The sequence below is a fragment of the Yinghuangia sp. ASG 101 genome (assembly GCF_021165735.1).
GTDB lineage: Bacteria > Actinomycetota > Actinomycetes > Streptomycetales > Streptomycetaceae > Yinghuangia.
Genome location: NZ_CP088911.1, coordinates 1,693,846 through 1,714,034, shown reverse-complemented (window position 1 = coordinate 1,714,034; position 20,189 = coordinate 1,693,846). Strand labels below are relative to the sequence as shown.

The following is a 20,189-nucleotide window of genomic DNA, read 5'->3' as shown; positions in this document are numbered from 1 at the left end:
CATGGACGACCACACCCTCGCCGCCGCCGTCGCGGCACAAGCGGGCGCCCTCCTGCGCAAAATCCGCACCCCCGGAGGCGGCAGACAAGGCGACCGGGAATCCAACGAACTCCTCCTGCGCCTCCTCGCCCACGCCCGCCCCGACGACGCGATCCTGTCCGAGGAAAGCGCCGACGACAAAATCCGCCTGACCCACGACCGCGTCTGGATCGTCGACCCCCTCGACGGCACCCGCGAATACGGCGAACCACCCCGCGACGACTGGGCCGTCCACGTCGCCCTCACCATCAACGGAACACCCGCGGTCGGAGCCGTCGCCCTCCCCGCCGCCGACCTCGTCCTGCACACCGGAGAGCCACCCAAACTCGCCGCCCCCGTCCCCGGCCCCGTCCGCCTCGCGGTCTCCCGCACCCGCCCACCCGCGTGCACCGACCACCTCGCCACCCACCTCGACGCCACCCTCGTCCCGATGGGCTCCGCCGGCGCGAAAGCCATGGCCGTCATCCGCGGCGACGTCGACGTCTACGCCCACTCCGGCGGCCAATACGAATGGGACTCCTGCGCCCCCGTCGCCGTCGCCGCAGCCGCCGGCCTCCACGTCTCCCGCCTCGACGGCACACCCCTCCACTACAACCAACCCAACCCCTACCTCCCCGACCTCCTCATCTGCCGCCCCGAACTCACCCACACAGTCCTCGGCGCACTCCGGGACATCGACTGACCCCCGATTCACCCGCACAAACGATTCTTCATGGTGCCGACCGCCGTGAAGCCATCCCGGCATGCCTCGCAACCGCCGTGACGGGGATCGAACGTGGAAAGAGCAGCGCCTCGTGAAAGGCCCCAGAACCCTCGCCGCCCCGGCCGTGGCCCTCGCCTTGCTCGCGGCGGGGTGCGCCGATCGGGGCGGCGAGACGTCCGGCTCCGGGGACGCCCGTGGCGGCTCACCACGCAACCCGCGTCCGTAACAGGGGACTTCGGGGATCTGAAGGACGTCTGCCGGGCCGGTGAGCCGAAAGGTTCCCCGGCCCGGGGAGTCACCGACGACGCGATCAAGGTCGGCGTCTTCTCGGACGTCGGGTTCACCAAGAACTCCGAATTCGTCGATGCCGCCAAGGTGTTCACGTCGTGGTGCAACGACGCCGGGGGAGTCAACGGCCGCGAGCTGGTCGCCGAAACACGTGACACCAAGCTGCTCAAGGTCCGTCAGCGTATGACCGAGGCGTGTCGCGAGGACTTCGCGCTGGTCGGCGGCGGTGCGGCCCTGGACGGCAACGGCACGAAAGAGCGCCTGGGTCGCCTGTTGCCGGAGTTCCCCGCGCAGACCGTCCTCCTGGAGAACGACGGCTCCGATCTCCAGGTGTATCCGGTCCACGGCGGCCCGTCGTACAACCGGTTCGCCGGCTACGACAACTGGCTGTTGAAGGAGGGCTATCCGGGGTCGGCCGGTTCGCTCGGCATCATCGTCGGCGACTCCCCGTCCACCAAGATCAACGGATCGAAGGCGGAGGAAGGCCTCAAGGCGGTCGGCGGTTCGGTCGTCTACAGCGACGCCTATCCGACGGCGGGTGTCTCCGACTGGACGCCGTACGCCCAGCCGAAGGACCACCGGCTCTGATCTCCCCGCGGCCTGCTTCAACGTCGAGACGGCCACGCCCGGGGGCTGGAAGCCGACCGACTGCAAACCCGACACCGACGGTGCCTTCCGCTGCGACGCCCCCGCACAGAAGCTGACCGGCACGTACACCAGACCGCTGACCCTCGCGGACGTCGGAAAGAGCCCGGCCGACTTCCGGAGCATCCGTAGGCCGCTTGCCCGCTGCAACCGGCCTGCGCGTGGGCCTCACGGGGACGTCCCCAAGTCGAGGTGTCACCAGGCCGATTCGGCCTGGTGACACCTCGCGGGCTCGTGTGCTCAGGCCTTCTTGACGGACGCCGTCAGGACCGACCAGGACGAGGCCGGCACGACGAAGTGCCCTCGGGCGACGTCCTTGCTGTCGCGCACCGGAACGAAATCCGGGCAGCCGCGGGCCACTTCGACGCAGGCGCCGCCATCGTCGTTGCTGTAGGACGACTTCCGCCATGCACCTGGCGTTGTCCGCGTCATTCGCACTCCTTGATCGCCGCCATGATCAGGTCAGCCGTTTCCCCTGGCGTCAGGGCTTCAGCGCGTACCCGATCGTAGGCCCGCTGATGAGCACGCACAGCAGCAGGATCGTCGAGAATCTGACCGTTGGAGATACCTTCGAGGTAGGCCATTCGACCAAGATCGGGCAGCGTCAACAGGATCAACGGCCCACTCAGGGCGCCGCGTTCCCCGCGGGTGAACGGTGCGATCTGCAGCACCGACCGCGAGGTGTCGACAAGCGGGAGCAGAGACGCGAGCTGATCACGCATCACCTTTGGTCCCCCGACCGTCCGGCGGATCACGGCTTCATCGAGGACGACGGACATGAACGGCGGATCATCGCCCTTCAGCCGATCTTGTCGCCCCAGCCGAAGCGCCACCTTCCAATCGATCTCCTCGGCAGTCGCTTCGGGGGCTGCCGCCGCGTAAACCGCGTTTGCGTACGCCGACGTCTGAAGCAGTCCGGGGATCCTGTACGGCGCGTACTCGAAGATCTCCAGCGCGCGAGCTTCCTCGCGCATGTAGTCCTGGTAGCGGTCGGGGTGTGTCTCGTCTTTGACCACCTCCCACAGCACCGCGAACATCCCTTGCGTACCGAACATTTCGTCCAGCCGAGCGGGCAATCCGACGGGGATCGGACTCCCGTTCTCGTACCGCGACCACGCCGAGGTCGAGTACCCGAACACATCCGCCGCATCGGCCACGCTCATGCCGCGTCGCTCGCGCTGGGCACGGATGGCCTGCCCATAGCGGTGGCGGCGTTTCGCCCCGTCACCCCGATCGTTCGCCCGAAAGCGTGCCATGCGTTCCCCCTTCACCCGCCGCGTCATGGGACGTAATCCCGCCACTTTCGGGGACGGGCCGTCACTCCCAAGGGTACGACCGGACAGTCACGCTGTGAGCACGAAACGTGAATGCGCACAGCGCGGACGACGGAAGGCCCGGCATGCACGCGGCAGACGACGAACACCACGGCACGGACGTCACACACCCCGCGCGACGTGACGTGCCGTCATCGGGCGTGGCCATCTTCCTCAGCCAACTCGCGCGACCCACAAGGCCGTTCATGCCACCTCTCGTCGTCCTCGTCGTGTGGGGAACGGACGCCACCCACGCGGCCTTCGCCCGGAAGCGAGGCATCGTCCACGCACGCATGCTCCACTACCGGGTACGCGAGACCGTCACGAGCCACTGCGAACGCATGCGCGACGCCCGCTTGTTCGAGATCGCCATACGCCGTTTCGTCCGACGCGAAATCGACTACTCCCGCGCCTGGTGGCTCGTCCCCCACACAGCCGTCCCACTCCCCGGCCCCACCCACAACCCCCATCACCATTCCCCAACCAATCACCCCACCGACGCACCACCACTGCCATCCAGGCCCCACGGAATTCGACATGCGCGGTCGGGGGAAACACCGAGCGCACACCGGGATTTGCCCGCGTTCCCCACCCACAATCCGTACAGGACGGTGACCGCGTCCGGCACTACGAGCCCATCTGCCGCCGCGAACGCGCCCAAGTCCGCGGCGAAGCCGGCGACGCCCCCGAGACGCAGCGGCGCGTGACCGTACCCGGCGTACGTCCGTGGTCACCGCGCTAGACGGTTTCGACGAGGGCCCTGCATAGCCGGGCATCGCGCACGTCGTCGGGGATGAACCGGTCGGCCTCGGTCAGTAACGTGACGGCGTCTGCCGTGATGTCGACGTACTCGACGCTGTAGTTCAGTTCCACACCCCGGCCGAGGACGCGCATGCCTCGCCTGGTCGACCTGTCCGTGGCGTCGTCGTGGTCGCGGGCCTCGAAGTACAGGCAGTACAGGTCGTACACCGCGCCGGACCCTGCCCGCGCATGGGCCACATGCACAACTTCGCGGGCACCCGCCGGCTGCTGTGGGAGCACATCGACGGCTGGGCCGCCTGGGTCATCGCCGCGACCGTCGCCGAACGCGCACGGTGGGCGGCCGAGGGCGGCGGCGCCCGTGGGATGGATGGCTCCTCGGAGATTCCCGCGGCCTCTTGACCTAAGTATACGACTGCGTATATTTCTTGATCGGGGACATCACCAAGCACAGAGGGAGTGGTCATGGGCACCACCGCACCGGTCACGTCACTGGACCCGGGGGACGTCGCGGGATGGACGCGGCATCCGTTCGAGGAGTTGTTCGCGCTGCCGCGCGAAGAGGTCGAGGCCGCGCAACAGGCCGCGCTCGTACGGCGCTTCGACGACCTCCTGCCGAGGATCGAGGCCCTGGGCAAGCTCGCGGAGCGCCAGGGCGTCGAGCGGATCACCGGCGTCGACGACGTCGTCCCGCTCCTGTTCGACCACCGGGTCTACAAGAGCTATCCGCTGAGCCTCATCGAGAAGCGCCGGTTCGCCCGGCTGACCGCGTGGCTCCAGCGCCTCACCGCGAACACCGTCACCGACGTGCCGCTGGACGGCGTGAACTCGGTCGACGCGTGGCTCTCCCGGCTCGACGAGCACGGCATGATCATCGGCCACTCGACGGGCACGACGGGCAAGTTGAGCTTCATCCCCCGCTCGCAGGCGGAGTGGCCGGCCTGGAAGAACGCGTACTTCGAGGCGATGCACGCCGCGGTCGGCATCGACACGCGGGTGGTCAAACTCCCGACGTTCTCGGCGGGTTACCGCTCCGGCCACCAGATGATGACGAAGATGGGCCTGCTCTTCGGCCGCGCGCAGGCCGGCGGCGAGGAGACCCGCCACATGCTGTACGACTACCCGCTCTCGTCCGACCTGCTCTCCCTCGCCGGCCGCCTCCAGGCCGCCGAAGAGCGCGGCGAACTCGACCGGTTGCAGATCGACCCGGCCCTGCTGGAGGAACGCGCCCAGCTGATCGAGGCGAGCCGGCACCGCGACGACGACCTCCAACGCTGGTTCGCCACGCTGGCCGAGGAGTTCCGGGGGCAGCGGGTCCGCATCGGCGGCACCTCCGCCGACCTCGTGCGCCTGGCGCTGAAGGGCCGCGAGAACGGCGTCGTGTGCGAGTTCGCGCCCGACTCCATCCTCATGGCGGGCGGCGGCATGAAGGGCTACAAGGACGCCCCCGCCGACTGGGAGAAGCTGCTGACCGACTTCTTCGGCATCGACCGGATCCGCAGCATGTACGGCATGTCCGAGTGCATGGGCACCGCCCCGAAGTGCGCCGCGGACCACTACCACTTCCCGCCCTTCACCGTCCCGATCGTGCTCGACGAGAACGCCGTGCCCGTGCCCCGGCAGGGTGTGCACACCGGCCGCCTGGCGCTGTTCGACCTGCTCGCCGAGACGTACTGGGGCGGCTTCATCTCCGGCGACCGCGTCACCATCCACTGGGACGGCGACTGCGCGTGCGGCTGGGGCGGCCCGCGCATCACCGGCGACATCGCGCGGTTCTCGGAACTCGAAGGCGGCGACGACAAGATCACCTGCGCCGGCACCGCGAAGGCGTACGGCGACTTCATGGACTTCGTCAGCGGGACCTGACCGGCGGAATCGACACAAGGAGCCGAAGACACAGTGGCCACAACGGCATCCGAGGCGCAGGTCCTCGACATTCCCCTCATCATCCGCGGGCGGATCATCGAACCCGGCGACGACGCCATCGAGTTCGGCGGCCGGTCCGGCGCGCGGTTCCGGCAACCCGACCCGCACAAGTACGCCGACCGGCTCGTGCTGGCGAACCCCGACGGGCTGCGCGACCTGCACGACACCCCGATCGACGAAATCATCGATTTCCTCGCCGAGTTGGGCCCGCGCCTGCACATCGACAAGAACCCGCTCATGCGGACGGCGTTCGAACTCGCCCTTGAGGCGGGGGAGATGACCCCGTCCGTCCTGCGGCCGGTGTACGAGCAGTTCCCCGGCATGTTCGACCGCGACCGGCTCAGCGGCCGGGTCGACCGCATGATCGGCAAGAACTACCTCGACGGCTGGGTCGAGCAGGGCAGCCCGGGCGCGTCGACCATCCGCATCCGCGCGATCGGCACCCGGCAGCTCCACATCATCGCCGGCAACGTACCCATCACGGCCGCGCTGACGGTGGTCGGTGCCGCCCTGACCAAGGGCGACTGCCTGATCAAGACGCCGTCGAACGACCCGTTCACCGCCCCGGCGATCCTGCGCACGATGATCGACCTCGACCCCGACCACCCGGTCACGCGGCACCTGTCCGCCGCGTACTGGAAGGGCGGCGACGAGGAGATCGAACGCCGCATCATCCGCCCGTCCCGGATCGAGAAGCTCACGGCGTGGGGCGGCATGGCGTCGATGACGCACATCCAGAAGTACCTGGTGCCGGGGATCGAACTCATCGCGCTCAACCCGAAGTTGTCGATCTCCATCGTCGGCCGCGAGGCGTTGGAGAGCCCGGCCGCGATGGCCGAACCGGCCCTCGGCGTCGCGCTCATGGCCGGACGCATGAACCAGACCGCGTGCTCCAGCACCCGCGTCGTGTACGTCGAATGCGACGACACCGAGGAAGACCTCGCCCGTCTGGAGGAGTTCGGCCACGCGGTCCACCAGGCCTTCCTCGGCCTGCCGCCGCACGAGTCCACCGCGCCCAAGCGCCCCGACCCCGATCTGGAGGACGAACTGCGGGCGCTGTCACTGGACGACGAGTTCTACCGCGTCATCGGCGACACCTCCAGCGCCGGCGTCGTGGTCTCGCGCACCGCCGACGAACCGGTCGAATTCGCGGACCGCCTCAACAACCGCATCGTCAACCTCGTGCCGGTCCCCGACATCACCCAGGTGTCCCGGTGGGTCAGCGAGGAGACGCAGACGGTCGGCATCCACCCCGAATCCCTGCGCGAACGCCTGCGCGAATCCCTCGCGTTGTGCGGCGTGCAGCGCACCCTCCCGCTCGGCACGTCCTTCCACATGCAGTCGCAGGCCGACGCGCGCCAGAGCTACGGCCTGCCGCACGACGGCACCGAGCCCATGCGCCGCTCGGTGCGGTGGGTGATCGACCAGTCCGCCGAGACGGTCTGACGACCGGCCCGTCGTACGGTCGGTGACGCACGACAGGCCCCCAGAACGCGTAGGGCCGCCGGACTCAGGTCCGGCGGCCCTACGGGTTTGCGTGTGCGAGCGTCCCGGACGGGCCGGGCCCGAGCGCCGACGAGCGCCCGCCGGAGCGGGCGTTCGGGGTCGCGGCGCGGGCGGCCGGTGACGGTGCTGCCGCGGCGACGGGGCACGGGCGCGGGCGCGGGCGCGGAAGGAGCGGCGAGGGGCCGTCACACACCCGCCCCGCCTCGCGGCTCGTCCCGCGCCCGGTTACCGATCACACCGTCCCGAGTGCGGCGGCACCCGGTCGGCTCGTTGTCCCGACGCGAATCCCGCCTGCCTACAGGCTGAGTACCGACGTCGCCGCGGTGCCGGGGGCGCCGTAGACGTGGGTGTAGCCGACGCGGGGGTTGCCGGGGACCTGGCGGTCGCCGGCCTGGCCGCGGAGCTGGCGGACGATCTCGTGGACCTGGCGGGTGCCGGACGCGCCGATCGGCTCGCCGTTGGCCAGCAGGCCGCCGTCGGTGTTGACCGGCAGCCGGCCGCCGATCTCGGTGGCGCCCTCGGCGAGCAGCTTCTCCTGCTCGCCGTCCTTGCAGAAGCCGTTCTCCGCCATGTGGATGATCTCGGCGCCGGCGTCGGTGTCCTGGAGCTGGATCACGTCGACGTCCTCGGGGCCGATGCCCGCGGCCTCGTACGCGGCCTTGGCGGCGTACACCGTCGGCGACACGTCCTCGTCGACCGCGGCCCAGGTGGCGTGGACCTCGTACGCGCCGTAGCGGCGGGTGCGGATCGCGCTGGAGCGGTACCAGACCGGCGTGGTGGTGAAGCGGCGCGCGACCTCCGCGCTGCACATGACGACCGCCGCGGCGCCCTCGTCCGGCGAGCAGAACATGTACTGCGTCAGCGGGTAGTTCAGCATCTGCGAGTTCAGGATGTCGTCCTCCGCCATCGGCTTGCGGCGGAAGGCGTTCGGGTTGACCTCACCGTTGCGCAGGGCCTTGTTGACCACGCGCGCGAGGGTGCGGTGCGAGATGCCGTGGTCGAGGCAGTAGCGGTTGGCCTTGATGCCGAAGAACTTGGTGGTGACGAACTGCCCGTTCTCGGCGTACCAGTCCGGCAGGCCCAGCTTGTTGGGGTCGTCGGTGAAGGCGCCGCGCGGGTGCTTGTCCATGCCGACCGCGATGCCGATGTCGTACCGGCCCGAGCGGATCGCCTCGGCGGTCTGCTGGATCGCGCTGGCCGCGGTGGCGCACGCGTTGAACACGTTCGTGAACGGGATGCCGGTCAGGCCGACCAGGCGGGTGACGGCGTCGGGGTTGCTGACCTCGTAGCTCCCGCCGAACCCGAACTGGATGTCCTTCCACTGCGCGCCCGCGTCCTTCAGCGCCAGGTCGATGGCCTCGGCGCCCATCTCCATGGCGGTCTTGGGAAAGCGGCCGAACGGGTGGAGGCCCACGCCGATGATCGCAACGTCGCTCATTTCAACGATCTCCTCAGTCGTGGTGGCGGATCAGGCGGGCTGGAAAGCGGCGACCAGGACCTCTTCCCCGTCCTCGTCGACGTACAGGGGGACGAAGGTCAGCTCCAGGTCCATGCCGATCTTGAGCCGGTCCGGGTCGGCGGTGGTCAGGCGGACCTCCACCCGGACCACGTCGTCGAGCTGCACCAAGCCGATGCCGAACGGCTTGAAGGTCTTGGCGGTCTCCCCACCGGCGTACGGCAGCTTCGGCACGAAGCCCTGCGTCGTCCACGCCACCAGCGTGCCCCGGCGCGGCAGCGGCTCGTCGGCCATGTCCGGGCCGCTGCACCGCGGACAGCGGGCCTGCCGCGGCCACGTCACCGCGCTGCACGCGTCACAGCGGCTGCCGACGAGCTGCGGGTTGTCCTGGGGCCACGTTGAGACGTCGGGCGCGAGCGCCTTGGCCATGCCGTCCTCCGATTGTTCGTTCGCTCGTCGACGGGCGGACCCGCGAGAGGCTGGGCCAACCATGGTGGAAATATGATTCTCTTGAGATGTATACAGCACTCTCGCTTGCGATGTAAACAGCGCTTAATGCGGCCAATACCAGGCAAAACGGCGCCTTGTCGCGCGTTGTTTCGCGGGCCGCGTCGCGCGGGTGCGGGATGTCACAGCGACCGCGTGCGAGCGGGTGCTTCGGCCGTCCTCCGGGTGGTGTGTGAGGCATCGAATTCGATATCGAAATCGATGTTAATCGCCGGTCCGGGGCGGGGCCACCCCCGTCCCGTCCCCGATCGCGTCCAGCGAGGCGAGGTCCACGACGGCGTTGGCGGTGCGTTCGATGACCGCGAGGCAGGTCTCGGACGGCTGCATCTGCGGCTGGAGCGCGCCGCGTCCGATGGTGTAGAGCCAGATGAGGTACGGATAGAGCGTCTGGCACCGGTACGCGTCCCACGCGGCGTCGAAGTCCGGCGCCTTCACCCCGGCCGCGGACAGCCTGTCCAGATAGAAGCCGAGCAGGTCCTTCTCCCACGCGCGCCGGTCGTCCACGGCGAGCGCCGAGGTGACGGTGTAGGTGTAGTCGAAGGCCCACGACCCCCGCATGGTGATCTGCCAGTCGGCGAAACCCATCCGGCCCGCCGCGGTCGTGTACGTGTTGCCGATGTGGCCGTCGCCGTGCAGCACCGTCAGCGGGCCCTTGTCGGCGGCGTTCACCGACGCCGCGAACGCCGCGTAGACGCGGTCGAACGACGTGCCGCGCAAGTCCCCGGGGATCACCGCTCCGGCCCGCTTCGCGCCGACTTCGGCCCGCTTCCGCAATTGGATCAGCCGGTCCAGCGTGCGGAAGTGCACGCTGGGCATCTTCAACCACGAGGCGTGCTCGGTGAGTTCCGGTGACTCCCAGTAACGCGCGTGCCACGTCGCCATGTTCGCGACGAGGTCTTCCGCCTGCGGCCGGGTGACGGTCGTCCGCGGCGTGCAGAACGTCGCGCCCTTGGTCGCGACGAGGTCTTCCATCAGCACGATCGAGCGTCCGGACGCCTGGTCCGCGGCTCCGTGGTAGCCGCGCGGCGCCTCGATGTCGACGCCGTTGCGCAGGTGCGCGAAGAACCCCGGCTCCCCTTCGATCGTGTTCCCGAGCCCGAGCATCATGCGCTGCGTGAACTTGGCCGTGGTCTTCGCGAACAGCACGTCGGGCAACGCGGCCTCGCGACCCGCCTCGTTGTAGGTCAGGCGGAGCCGCAGGCGGCTCGACGTACCGCTGGTCGCGTCCTCGACCGTGAACGACTCGACCGCCGCGCCGGGGCGGTCGGCGCACAGGACCGCGGTCAGCCACTCCCGGGTGATCTGCCGCCCGTTCACCGGCACATCGCCCGCCACCTTCGCGCGCGGCGGTGCGACGCGCTCACGGAGACAGTGTGCGCCGTAGCGCAGCGATGCCTTGAGCATGTCGAAGGCGGGACTGCCGGATGACCGAGTGCCTTCTGTGCGAGCTGCCATGGGGTACCTCCGGGGGACGGAACCTGAGCCCGCGACCGGAGGGGACCGGGGGCCGGTCACCGCCGCCACGGGCGCCGAATCCCAACAGGAGACCAGGAGTTCGCGTGAATAGCGAGTTCTCCGCGCCCGCACAAGGGAGTTCTCCCGTCGTGTCCGGAACATGTGATTGTCGGCCACAACGCGGCGACATTCCCCGACCCGCCCCGCCCCGCGGGAGGCGACGGCGTCGTGGTGGCGACCCGCCGCCGAGCCGTCTGTCGTCGGCGCGGCGGGGGCCACCCACGTGGTCCGTCCGGAATTCACGAAGGACGGGACGCGCGCCCACGACGCGCGGCCGGACGAGACGGTGTACCGGACCCCGTCGTCCGACACCCCCGCCGAACTGGGCGACGCGTACGCCCAGTTGCGCGCCGTCCTGACGCGGTCCCCCGGCGCGGCCCCGTCCGACGACGGCGACGCCGCCCGCGGAAGTGTCCAGTAACCGCCGTTCGCTGGGTGCGCCCCCACTCCCCGTGCCACCGTGGAGGGACCGACGCACGGGGCGTCGGAAGGGAGTTCGCGTGACATTGTCGAAGAGAACACGGCACCGGATCGTCGCGGCGCTGGGGGTCACCGGCGTGGTCGTACCGCTGTCCATCGTGATGGGGGCGCCGACGTCGCAGGCCGCCTCCACGTGGTGCGGTGCCGGTACGGGGACGCATCAGAAGCAGGTGGAACAACTGCTCGGCTTGAAGGTGGACGGCGTGCAGTCCCCCGACGACTGCAGGACCATCCGCAAGTTCCAGGTCGAGCACGACGTCTATCCGCAGTACGGGTACGCCGGGCCGGTGACCACCGCCCGGGCGACGTTCGTCAAGGCGCAGAATGACGCCAAGAGCAATCCCAACAAGGACGGCAAGTGCCCCACCAACGTGGGGCGCGTGGCGTGCGTCGACCTGACCCGGCAGATCAGCTGGATCCAGGACGGCACGAAGGTCGTGTCCGCTCCGGTGCCGGTCCGTACCGGCCGCGACGGCGACGAGACGCGTACGGGCCTGCACAAGGTCTACTGGCGCAACAAGGACCACGTGTCCACACTGTACGGATCGGCCATGCCCTACAGCCAGTTCTTCGACGGCGGCATAGCCTTCCACGCGACGGAGGCCGGCATGTGGTCCGGGCCCGGTTCGCACGGCTGCGTCAACATGACGATGAACGACGCCCAGCGCTACTGGAGGATGCTCAACGTCGGCGACGAGGTCTTCGTCTACGGCAAGAAGCCGGGCACCTGATCCACCCGCACCCGCCAGACCCGCGAATCCCGGCCCCAGCGCCGGGATTCGCGCGTTCCGGGCGCCGCGCCGAGGGGTGTCCGGGGAGGCCGAGCCGTGGAGTTGGACGCGCCGGGCGAGGGCCCGTGTCCCCCTGGTATAACGCTTCTGACCTTGCACGTTTCAACGGGGAGCACCATGCGACGCACCCACCTTGTCATCGCCGCGGCCATCGCCGCCCCGCTTCTCCTGGCGGGCTGTGGTACGGAGGGGGAGGACGAAGCGAAGGAGTCCGGCGCGGCGAGTCCGTCCGAAAGCGTCTCGTTCGAGCCGCCGACCGAGGCACAGAAGAAGGCGATCATCGAGGCTTTCGGCAGGATCGATCCCGCGCTGACCAAGGCGGAGGACGCGGCGATATACCACGCCATGAACACGTGCGACGACATACGCATCGTGAAGGACCAGCCGACGGTCGTCGCCTACACGGTCAACCGGTTCCGCAGCGACAGCATTCAGATGGACGAGAACAAGGCCGCGGCGATCATCGACGCCGTCAAGGACATCTACTGCAAGGTCTGACGGACCGCGCCGGGGGCGCGCGCCGCGAGCCGTGGGGTCCCGCCGGGAGCGCGCGGGACTCCACCGTGACTCGGCGTACGCCCCCGGCGGCCGGGGTTCAGCGGTTTCCGCTGGTCATCGCGTCGCGCTGGGCCTGGTAGGCGGCGAGTTGGGCGCCGGGCGTCGCCTGGTGGTGGCTGAGCGCGCGGATCGCGACGTCGTGTCCCGCGGCGCGGGCGCGCAGCGCGCCGACGGTGGCCTGGTCGCGGGGGATGTGCGCGAAGGGGTCGAACGAGTACCAGCGCATGGCGTTCTCGTGCGTCATCTTCGCGACGTCGGCGTCGGGGACGGCGAACCGGTCCATGACGCCCGCGAGTTCTTCCGGCGCGCCGGGCCACATGGAGTCGCTGTGCGGGTAGTCGCATTCCCAGGCGATGTTGTCGATGCCGATGTCGTGCCGGAGCCGGACGCCGAGCGGGTCGGAGATGAAGCAGGTCAGGAAGTGCTCGCGGAAGACCTCCGAGGGCAGCTTGCCGCCGAAGTCCTGGAGCGTCCAGGTGGCGTGCATCTCGTAGGTGCGGTCGACGCGTTCGAGGAAGTAGGGGACCCAGCCGGTGCCGCCCTCGGACAGGGCGATCCTGATGTGGGGGAAGTCCTTGAGCACGCGGGACCACAGCAGGTCGGCCGCGGCGGAGACGATGTTCATCGGCTGGAGCGTGATGAGCACGTCCGGCGGTGAGTCGGGGGCGGGGACGGCGAGGCGGCCGGACGAGCCGATGTGGATCGACACGACCGTGTCGGTGTCGCAGCATGCCGTCCAGAGCGGGTTCCAGTACGGGTCGTGGAAGCTCGGGTAGCCGAGCGCGGCCGGGTTCTCGGTGAACGTCAGCGAGTGGCAGCCTTTCGCGGACAGGCGGCGGACCTCCGCGGCACACAGGTCGGCGTCCCAGATGGCGGGCAGCCCCATCGGGATGAACCGCCCGGGGTGGGCCCCGCACCATTCGTCGAGGTGCCAGTCGTTGTACGCGCGCACGAGGGCGAGGGAGAACTCGGGGTCGTCGGTGGCGAAGAGCCGGGCGGCGAAGCCGGGGAACGAGGGGAAGTTCATCGACGCGAGGATGCCGCCGGCGTCCATGTCCTTGACGCGTTCGGCGGCGTTGTGGCAGCCGGGGCGGATCTCGTCGAGCGCCTGCGGTTCGAGGCCGTACTCCTCCTTCGGGCGGCCCGCGACCGCGTTCAGCGCGACGTTGGGGATGACGGTGTCGCGGAACCTCCAGACGTCGGCGCCGGTTTCGAGGCGCACCACACGCGGCGCGTCGTCGGCGTACTTGGCGGGGAGGCGGCCGGCGAACATGTCCGGCGGCTCGATGACGTGGTCGTCGATGCTGATGAGAATCAGGTCGTCCTGGTGCATCGCGGTCCCTTCGGCGGGATGGGTGGGTGCCGACCGCCGGGAGGTCCGGGTGTCGACATCGCCGCACATCCCGTACGGCCGCCGGGAGTTCACGCTCGTGCCGGTGACGACGGTACAGCGATGCTATGCGCCTGTACAGCACCGGCCGCGCGGTCGCGGCCCGAACTGAACCGGACGGTCCCGTCGGGTGAAACCGGTCGGTGTCGGATGGTTTCTGTCGGGTGCCGGGTTCGCGGCGCACGGGGTTGACCGAAACCGTACTAGGTCGTACGGTTACTGCCGTCCGCCCACCTACCGCACCCACGTCGTTCGCAGGAGCCCGGAGGCAGTCTTATGGCGCACTTTCCCAAGCCCGCCGAGGGCAGTTGGACGGAGCACTTCCCGTACCTGGGAACCGAGCCGATGTCGTTCGAGGACTCCATCTCGCCCGAGCACTACGAGTGGGAGCGCGAGGCGATCTTCCGGCGCACGTGGCTGAACGTGGGGCGCGTCGAGCAGGCTCCGAAGACCGGCAGCTTCTTCACCAAGGAGCTGCACGCGGCGGGCACCTCGGTCATCATCGTGCGCGACGCCGAGGGTGAGATCCGGGCGTTCCACAACATCTGCCGGCACCGCGGCAACAAGCTGGTGTGGAACGACTACCCCGGCGAGGAAGTCAGCGGCACCGCACGGCAGTTGACGTGCAAATACCACGGCTGGCGCTACGGCCTCGACGGCGCGTGCACGTTCGTGCAGCAGGAGCAGGAGTTCTTCGACCTCGACAAGGCGAACCTCTCGCTGAAGTCGGTGCGCTGCGAGGTGTGGGAGGGCTTCGTCTTCGTCAACTTCGACGACGACGCCGCGCCGCTCGACGAATACCTCGGCCGCTTCGCGAAGGGCCTGAGCGGCTACCCGTTCGGCGAGATGACCGAGGTCTACAAGTACCGCGCGGACGTCGGCAGCAACTGGAAGCTCTACATCGACGCGTTCGCCGAGTTCTACCACGCGCCGATCCTGCACGCGAAGCAGTACTCCGACGACGAGAGCCAGAAGCTGCGCGGCTACGGCTACGAGGGCCTGCACTACGACCTGGACGGACCGCACTCGGTGCAGTCGGCGTGGGGCGGCATGGCCCCGCCGAAGGACATCAACATGGTCAAGCCGATCGAACAGGTGCTGCGCAGCGGCAACTTCGGCCCGTGGGACCGCCCCGACCTGGCCGGCCTGAACCCGCTGCCGGAAGGCGTCAACCCGTCCAGGCACCGCGCGTGGGGGCTGGACTCGTACGTCTTCTTCCCCAACTTCATGATGGTGGTGTGGGCGCCGGGCTGGTACTTGACCTACCACTACTGGCCGACCTCGTACAACACGCACATCTTCGAGGGCACCTGCTACTTCGCGCCGCCGGAGAACGCGCTCCAGCGGCTGCGCCAGGAGCTGGCGGTGGTGACCTTCAAGGAGTTCGCGCTCCAGGACTGCAACACGCTCGAGGCCACGCAGACGATGCTCGAAGGCCGCCACGTCACCGAATTCCCGGTGTGCGACCAGGAGATGCTGATCCGCCACCTGCACCGCTCGGCGAGCGACTTCGTGGACGCCTACCGCGCGAAGCTGGGCTGACCCGGTCGGTCCCGCCCCCTACGCCCCCGCCGCAGCCGCCTCCGGGCCGCGGCGGGGCGCGGGCCCTCGGCCGCGTCCGAGGGAACCCGCCGCACGGACTTCGTGCCGGGCCCGCCGACCGCATCCCGGCGGGCCCGGCACGAAGGCGTCCCCGCGAACGCGCACGGCCGCGGACGGGGCCGGCGGCGGACGCGGAACACTCAGACGCGGAACACGTAGTGCGCGATCGCGTACATCGCCGCCGCCACGACGGCCGCCCCCGGCAGCGTGAGCACCCACGCCGCGGCGATGTTGCGCGCGACACCCCACCGGACCGCGGAGAGACTGCGGGTCGCGCCGGTGCCCAGGATCGCGGACGTGATCGTCTGCGTCGTCGAGATCGGCGCCTTCCAGACGAACGCGGTCGTATACAGCACCGCCGACGCCGTCGCCTCGGCGGCGAAACCGCGCGGCGGGTCCAACTGCACGATGCGGCGGCCCAGCGTGCGGATGATGCGCCAGCCGCCCGCGTACGTCCCGGCCGCCATCGCCAGCGCGACCGCGAAGACCACCCACTCCGGCACGTGGAAACCGTCCTGGTACCCCACCGTCACCAGCGCCAGCACGATGACCCCTATGGTCTTCTGCGCGTCCTGCAGGCCGTGGCCGAGGCCCATCGCCGCGGCGGAGACGGTCTGCGCGAGCTTGAACCGCCGGTTGGTGCTGCGCGGGTGCGTGTGCCGGAACAACCACAGGACGCCGACCATCAGCAGGTACGCGAGCGCGAACCCGACCACCGGGGCCAGCAGCATCGGGATCACGACCTTGTCCAGCACACCCATCCACTGAACCCCGCTGGTCGCCGCGAGCGCCGCGCCGATGAGGCCCCCGAGCAGCGCGTGCGACGACGACGTCGGCAGGCCCAGCCGCCACGTGACCAGGTTCCACACGATCGCGCCGAGGAGCGCCGCGAAGACGACGAGCAACCCGCCGCGCCCGGTCGGGGTGTCGATGATCCCCGAGCCGACGGTTTTGGCGACCCCGGTGCCGAGGTGCGCCCCGATCAGGTTCATCACCGCCGCCATCACGAGCGCGACCCGGGGGGTCAGCGCCCGGGTGGAGACCGAGGTGGCGATCGCGTTGGCGGCGTCGTGGAAGCCGTTGGTGAAGTCGAAGGCGAGGGCGAAGACGACGATCACGATCACCGCAGCGAGGTCCACGGGCTTCCCTCTGTGCTCGGCCGGGATGGGCCCGATGTCACGACGGCAGATTGTGCTTATGCGGCGCGGCGCCGGACAGTCTCCTTGATGGATGCATAACTACCATGGCGTGTGCCCTGCGTCACACACCATGGCCGTCTCCGTGAGCCGTCGAGGAGGGCGTCGTGTCGTACCAGTGGCAAGGTCTGTGGCAGTCGACCCGGCTGACGCAACCGACTCAACAAGGCCGTCAGACCCACCGGGGCGAGGGAGTGTGGCAGTCCCCGCCCGCGGTGCCCGTGCTGAGCCGGGGCAGGCACCTGCACCCCCGTGACGGTGCGTGCCTGATGGAGTACGTCAGCTTCCTGACCGGGAGCCCGTTCACCGACACCCCCGCGTGTACGGACCGGCTCGTGGCGATCGTGGCGATCCTCGCGAACGACAACGTCACCGAGGCGCGGCGCGCGGAGCTGGCCCGGTACGCGCCCGCGCTCGCGGCGGCCGACCCGCGTTCCGCCCGCGACCGCGCCGTCACACTCATCGCCGTTCTCGACGCCGCCGCGCGGTTCTCCGGCAGCGGCGAGGTCATGCGCCTGCGCCGCCGCGCGGAACGCCGCCTGGCGCGCCTGACCCGCGACCCCGACCGCACCGCGTGGCGGACGCGGCTCGACGAACTCCTGTGGCTCCCCGGCACCGCCCGCCGCTCGGTGGAGACCGCCGTCGCCGCGCTGACCCCCCTGCCGCCACGGCACCGCGACACCGCACTCCTCGCGATGCTCGACGCGGCCCTGACCCCCCAGGCGGCCCTCGGCGAAGTCCACGCCCGCTCATACGCGGCCGTGTCCTGACACCCACCCACTCCCACCCAACCCCCACCGGCCCGCCAGGACCGCCAGGACCGCCACGCCCCCACACACGACGTGCCGCCCTGACGCGAGCCCACACACCCCCGCCGGGCCCCGGCCAGCGCGCCCGCGGTCGGACGGCGGCGCTCGCCCCTACGTGACCGCCCTGACCCGAGCCCATACGGCCTCAGCCGCGCCCAGTCCAGCGCCCCGCGGCCGGGCCGCCGCACGCCCGCACACCCCTGCGCCCCGACACGGAACGGCCTCGGACCCGGCAACTACGACCCCCGACCCGCCCGCGCGACCGAACACCGGAACCCCACGCGCCCGGGGAGGGTTCCCCATGCCATCGCCGGGCGGACCGGCCTCAGATCACGTCGTGGACGTTGTGCTCGGTCAGGTCGGGGGCATGGCGTGCCACGGTCCGATAGTCGGCATCGTCGTGAAGCACCGTCAGACCGTGGTGGGCCGCCGTGGCGGCGATGATCAGGTCGACTGCCGAGGCGCTGCGATGCGCGCCCCCGCGCGCCAAACGGTGTTGCACCGCGGCGATCCAGCGCCCGGCGTTCTTCGGCACCGAGACGTCGGGATAGAGGTCGGCGAACATCTCCGCGATCTCGTCGTATTCGCCGCCGTCGCGAGCACTGAACAGAAATTCCGCTCGTTGCGGATAGCAGGACGCGATGGCCTCCGCGTCGATCGCGTCGTACCAGGCCGCCTGCAACTTCGGATCCTTGAGCAGGCGGACCAGCCCAGAGGTGTCGAGCAGGTAGATCACCGATCGCCCTTCTCCGCCGTGTGTCGACGCTCGGCGTCCTCGACAGCCTCCCAACGGCGGGCTCGCTCGAAGTGGCGGCTTATGCGTCGCGCGCGATCCTGACGATCGGCGTAGAAGTTGAGGGCCAGATTGACGGCCTCCTTTTTGGTCCTGGCCCCCAGGAGGGTCATCACGCGGTTCAGGGCCTCGTCGTCGATGTCGATCTGAGTCACGGACATGGGGCACTCCCTCAGGACGGCGCGGGCAATGTTGGTGATGTACGTGCCATTGTATATCGCCAACATCGCCGCTTGCTGCTCGATGTGCATCAACCACATCATGTGCTGTATACATACTCTGTGCACACTGCATATTCGTGATGCATGCACATACTGCACGGCAAGATCAGGAGCAGCTCGTGGCAAGTCCCTCTCCCCAGGTCCGCTCGGGTGCGGTTGTCGCCGTGCTGGCCTTCGGCGGCATCATCGCGTCGTTGATGCAGAGCCTGGTCATCCCGCTGATCGGCGACTTTCCGGAGATTCTGGACACGTCCGCCTCCAACGCGAGTTGGATCGTCACCGCGACGCTGCTGATGACCGCCGTCGCCACCCCGGTCAGCGGTCGGCTCGGCGATCTGTACGGCAAGCGCCGCATGCTGCTGATCTGCACGGTTCCGCTGATTGTCGGATCGGTGGTCTGCGCGCTGGCGGGTTCGCTGATCCCGATGGTCATCGGGCGTGTGCTCCAGGGCATCGGCGCCGGCGTCGTCCCGCTCGGCATGAGCGCGCTGCGGGACCTGCTGCCGCCCGAGCGGCTCGGCTCCGGTATCGCGCTGATCAGTTCGTCGCTCGGTATCGGCGCCGCGCTCGGCCTGCCGATCGCCGCCGGGGTCACCGAGAACGCCGACTGGCGCGTGCTCTTCTGGAGCGCGGCGGCACTCAGCGCGCTGGCCGCCGTGCTGATCTGGTTCTTCGTCCCGGAGTCGCCGACGCGTACCGGGGGCAAATTCGACTTCGTCGGCGCGATCGGGCTGGGGGCCGGGCTGATCTGCCTGCTGCTGCCGATCTCGAAGGGCGCGGACTGGGGCTGGGGGAGCACCGGAACGCTCGGGCTGCTGGTCGCCGCCGTCGTGATCCTGTTTGCGTGGGGGATGTGGGAACTGCGCACCCGTGACCCGCTGGTCGACCTGCGCATCGCCGCCCGGCCTCAGGTGCTGGTGACCAACACCGCGTCGGTCGTGCTCGGCCTGGCGATGTACGCGCAGGCGCTGATCCTCCCGCAGCTGCTGCAACTGCCGAAGGAGACCGGCTACGGCCTCGGCCAGTCGATGCTCGCGATGGGCCTGTGGATGGCACCGTCCGGCGTGATGATGATGGTCGTCTCGCCCCTCGGCGCGAAGCTGTCCGCGGTGCGCGGGCCCAAGGTCACTCTGGTCGTCGGTGCATGCGTGATGGCGCTCGGGTACGGCATGTCCGTGTTCATGCTGGGCTCGGCGTGGGCCGTGATGATCGTCTCGTGCGTCTGCATGATCGGCCTGGCCCTCGCGTACGGTGCGATGCCCGCGCTGATCATGGGCGGCGTCCCGACGTCCGAGACCGGCTCCGCCAACAGCTTCAACGCCCTGATGCGCGCGGTCGGCACGACGGTGTCCGCGGCCGTGGTCGGCGTGATCCTCGCCCAGATGACCACCGACTTCGGCGGACGCGCGCTCCCGTCCGAGAGCGGCTTCCACACCACGATGCTGATCGGCTGCGGCATCTCCCTGGCCGCCGCCGCCATCGCCGCGGCCATCCCGACCCGGCACGGCCGCTCGGCCGCCGAACCGGTCGCGCCCGCGAAGCGGTCCGGCGTGCCGGTGGGCTGAGGCCCCGCGCCGCGACGCGACAGACCGGCGAGGACCGCCCGTACCGGACAGCGGCGGTCCTCGCCTCGCGCGCGGGCACGGTGTTCTCGGGGCCGATCGTGTCGATCCCGACCGTGTCCTCGCCTCG

Annotated in this window: 21 protein-coding genes; 11 read left to right on the top strand and 10 right to left on the bottom strand. The window is 69.7% G+C overall.

Annotated features, from left to right (window positions below):
* Window position 1: 1 nt before the first annotated feature.
* Together LO772_RS07055 and LO772_RS07050 are read left to right on the top strand one after the other, a co-directional pair.
* Entirely contained in the window at window positions 2-721 is a 720-nt protein-coding gene (locus LO772_RS07055) for a 3'(2'),5'-bisphosphate nucleotidase CysQ (RefSeq protein ID WP_231777510.1), read from the top strand.
* 171 nt (window positions 722-892) lie between these two features.
* Entirely contained in the window at window positions 893-1,618 is a 726-nt protein-coding gene (locus LO772_RS07050; RefSeq protein WP_231777509.1) for an ABC transporter substrate-binding protein, read from the top strand.
* A 297-nt stretch (window positions 1,619-1,915) separates the two neighbouring features.
* Here the strand turns inward: LO772_RS07050 and LO772_RS07045 are convergent, their stop codons facing one another.
* The 3 genes from LO772_RS07045 to LO772_RS07035 all read right to left on the bottom strand — a co-directional run bounded on the left by LO772_RS07045 (window position 1,916) and on the right by LO772_RS07035 (window position 3,957).
* Window positions 1,916-2,107 (bottom strand): DUF397 domain-containing protein, encoded by a 192-nt coding sequence (locus tag LO772_RS07045; RefSeq protein ID WP_231777508.1) that lies wholly within the window; start codon window positions 2,105-2,107, stop codon window positions 1,916-1,918.
* Window positions 2,104-2,931 carry a helix-turn-helix domain-containing protein gene (locus LO772_RS07040; protein ID WP_231777507.1) on the bottom strand — a complete coding sequence of 276 codons (828 nt, stop codon included), beginning with the start codon at window positions 2,929-2,931 and terminating at the stop codon, window positions 2,104-2,106. The genes LO772_RS07045 and LO772_RS07040 overlap by 4 nt, the downstream gene beginning before the upstream one ends.
* Before the next feature lie 795 nt (window positions 2,932-3,726).
* Window positions 3,727-3,957, bottom strand: coding sequence for a hypothetical protein (locus tag LO772_RS07035; protein ID WP_231777506.1), 231 nt, complete (start codon window positions 3,955-3,957; stop codon window positions 3,727-3,729).
* Window positions 3,958-3,978: 21 nt separating this feature from the next.
* Between LO772_RS07035 and LO772_RS07030 the strand changes: the two genes are divergently transcribed.
* The 3 genes from LO772_RS07030 to LO772_RS07020 all read left to right on the top strand — a co-directional run bounded on the left by LO772_RS07030 (window position 3,979) and on the right by LO772_RS07020 (window position 7,119).
* Window positions 3,979-4,149, top strand: a complete 171-nt coding sequence (locus LO772_RS07030; RefSeq protein WP_231777505.1) for a hypothetical protein — start codon at window positions 3,979-3,981, stop codon at window positions 4,147-4,149.
* A gap of 63 nt (window positions 4,150-4,212) precedes the next feature.
* Window positions 4,213-5,613, top strand: a complete 1,401-nt coding sequence (locus tag LO772_RS07025; protein WP_231777504.1) for a hypothetical protein — start codon at window positions 4,213-4,215, stop codon at window positions 5,611-5,613.
* A 33-nt stretch (window positions 5,614-5,646) separates the two neighbouring features.
* Window positions 5,647-7,119 (top strand): acyl-CoA reductase, encoded by a 1,473-nt coding sequence (locus LO772_RS07020; protein WP_231777503.1) that lies wholly within the window; start codon window positions 5,647-5,649, stop codon window positions 7,117-7,119.
* A gap of 355 nt (window positions 7,120-7,474) precedes the next feature.
* Here LO772_RS07020 and LO772_RS07015 read toward each other — a convergent pair whose 3' ends face one another.
* From LO772_RS07015 to LO772_RS07005, 3 genes are all read right to left on the bottom strand, one after another.
* On the bottom strand, window positions 7,475-8,617 hold the full coding sequence (locus LO772_RS07015; protein WP_231777502.1) for a thiolase family protein: 1,143 nt from the start codon (window positions 8,615-8,617) through the stop codon (window positions 7,475-7,477).
* 30 nt (window positions 8,618-8,647) lie between these two features.
* The gene (locus LO772_RS07010; protein ID WP_231777501.1) at window positions 8,648-9,064 is read right to left on the bottom strand and encodes a Zn-ribbon domain-containing OB-fold protein; all 417 of its coding nucleotides are present in this window, start codon (window positions 9,062-9,064) and stop codon (window positions 8,648-8,650) included.
* A gap of 282 nt (window positions 9,065-9,346) precedes the next feature.
* Window positions 9,347-10,597 (bottom strand): phosphotransferase, encoded by a 1,251-nt coding sequence (locus LO772_RS07005; protein ID WP_231777500.1) that lies wholly within the window; start codon window positions 10,595-10,597, stop codon window positions 9,347-9,349.
* Window positions 10,598-10,880: 283 nt separating this feature from the next.
* Between LO772_RS07005 and LO772_RS07000 the strand changes: the two genes are divergently transcribed.
* The 3 genes from LO772_RS07000 to LO772_RS06990 all read left to right on the top strand — a co-directional run bounded on the left by LO772_RS07000 (window position 10,881) and on the right by LO772_RS06990 (window position 12,426).
* On the top strand, window positions 10,881-11,078 hold the full coding sequence (locus tag LO772_RS07000) for a hypothetical protein (protein WP_231777499.1): 198 nt from the start codon (window positions 10,881-10,883) through the stop codon (window positions 11,076-11,078).
* A gap of 160 nt (window positions 11,079-11,238) precedes the next feature.
* On the top strand, window positions 11,239-11,868 hold the full coding sequence (locus LO772_RS06995) for a L,D-transpeptidase (RefSeq protein WP_231779446.1): 630 nt from the start codon (window positions 11,239-11,241) through the stop codon (window positions 11,866-11,868).
* A gap of 177 nt (window positions 11,869-12,045) precedes the next feature.
* Complete coding sequence (locus tag LO772_RS06990) at window positions 12,046-12,426, top strand: hypothetical protein (RefSeq protein WP_231777498.1); 381 nt, start codon at window positions 12,046-12,048, stop codon at window positions 12,424-12,426.
* A gap of 97 nt (window positions 12,427-12,523) precedes the next feature.
* On the opposite strand, the gene LO772_RS06985 is transcribed toward LO772_RS06990, so the two are convergent.
* Complete coding sequence (locus LO772_RS06985; RefSeq protein WP_231777497.1) at window positions 12,524-13,819, bottom strand: amidohydrolase family protein; 1,296 nt, start codon at window positions 13,817-13,819, stop codon at window positions 12,524-12,526.
* A 333-nt stretch (window positions 13,820-14,152) separates the two neighbouring features.
* Between LO772_RS06985 and LO772_RS06980 the strand changes: the two genes are divergently transcribed.
* The gene (locus LO772_RS06980) at window positions 14,153-15,418 is read left to right on the top strand and encodes an aromatic ring-hydroxylating oxygenase subunit alpha (protein WP_231777496.1); all 1,266 of its coding nucleotides are present in this window, start codon (window positions 14,153-14,155) and stop codon (window positions 15,416-15,418) included.
* A 200-nt stretch (window positions 15,419-15,618) separates the two neighbouring features.
* On the opposite strand, the gene LO772_RS06975 is transcribed toward LO772_RS06980, so the two are convergent.
* Window positions 15,619-16,617: an inorganic phosphate transporter gene (locus tag LO772_RS06975; protein WP_231777495.1), complete on the bottom strand. Its 999-nt coding sequence runs from the start codon at window positions 16,615-16,617 to the stop codon at window positions 15,619-15,621.
* 164 nt (window positions 16,618-16,781) lie between these two features.
* Here LO772_RS06975 and LO772_RS06970 point away from each other — a divergent pair, with 164 nt between their 5' ends.
* Window positions 16,782-17,444 carry a hypothetical protein gene (locus LO772_RS06970; protein WP_231777494.1) on the top strand — a complete coding sequence of 221 codons (663 nt, stop codon included), beginning with the start codon at window positions 16,782-16,784 and terminating at the stop codon, window positions 17,442-17,444.
* 364 nt (window positions 17,445-17,808) lie between these two features.
* Here the strand turns inward: LO772_RS06970 and LO772_RS06965 are convergent, their stop codons facing one another.
* Window positions 17,809-18,219, bottom strand: coding sequence for a PIN domain-containing protein (locus LO772_RS06965; protein ID WP_231777493.1), 411 nt, complete (start codon window positions 18,217-18,219; stop codon window positions 17,809-17,811).
* Entirely contained in the window at window positions 18,216-18,527 is a 312-nt protein-coding gene (locus LO772_RS06960) for a type II toxin-antitoxin system VapB family antitoxin (protein WP_443089375.1), read from the bottom strand. Before LO772_RS06960 ends, LO772_RS06965 begins: the two co-directional genes overlap by 4 nt.
* 50 nt (window positions 18,528-18,577) lie before the next feature.
* On the opposite strand from LO772_RS06960, the gene LO772_RS06955 reads away from it, so the two are divergent.
* A complete protein-coding gene (locus LO772_RS06955; RefSeq protein WP_443089439.1) occupies window positions 18,578-20,062 on the top strand; it encodes an MFS transporter in 1,485 nt (494 codons plus the stop codon).
* Window positions 20,063-20,189: the final 127 nt, after the last annotated feature.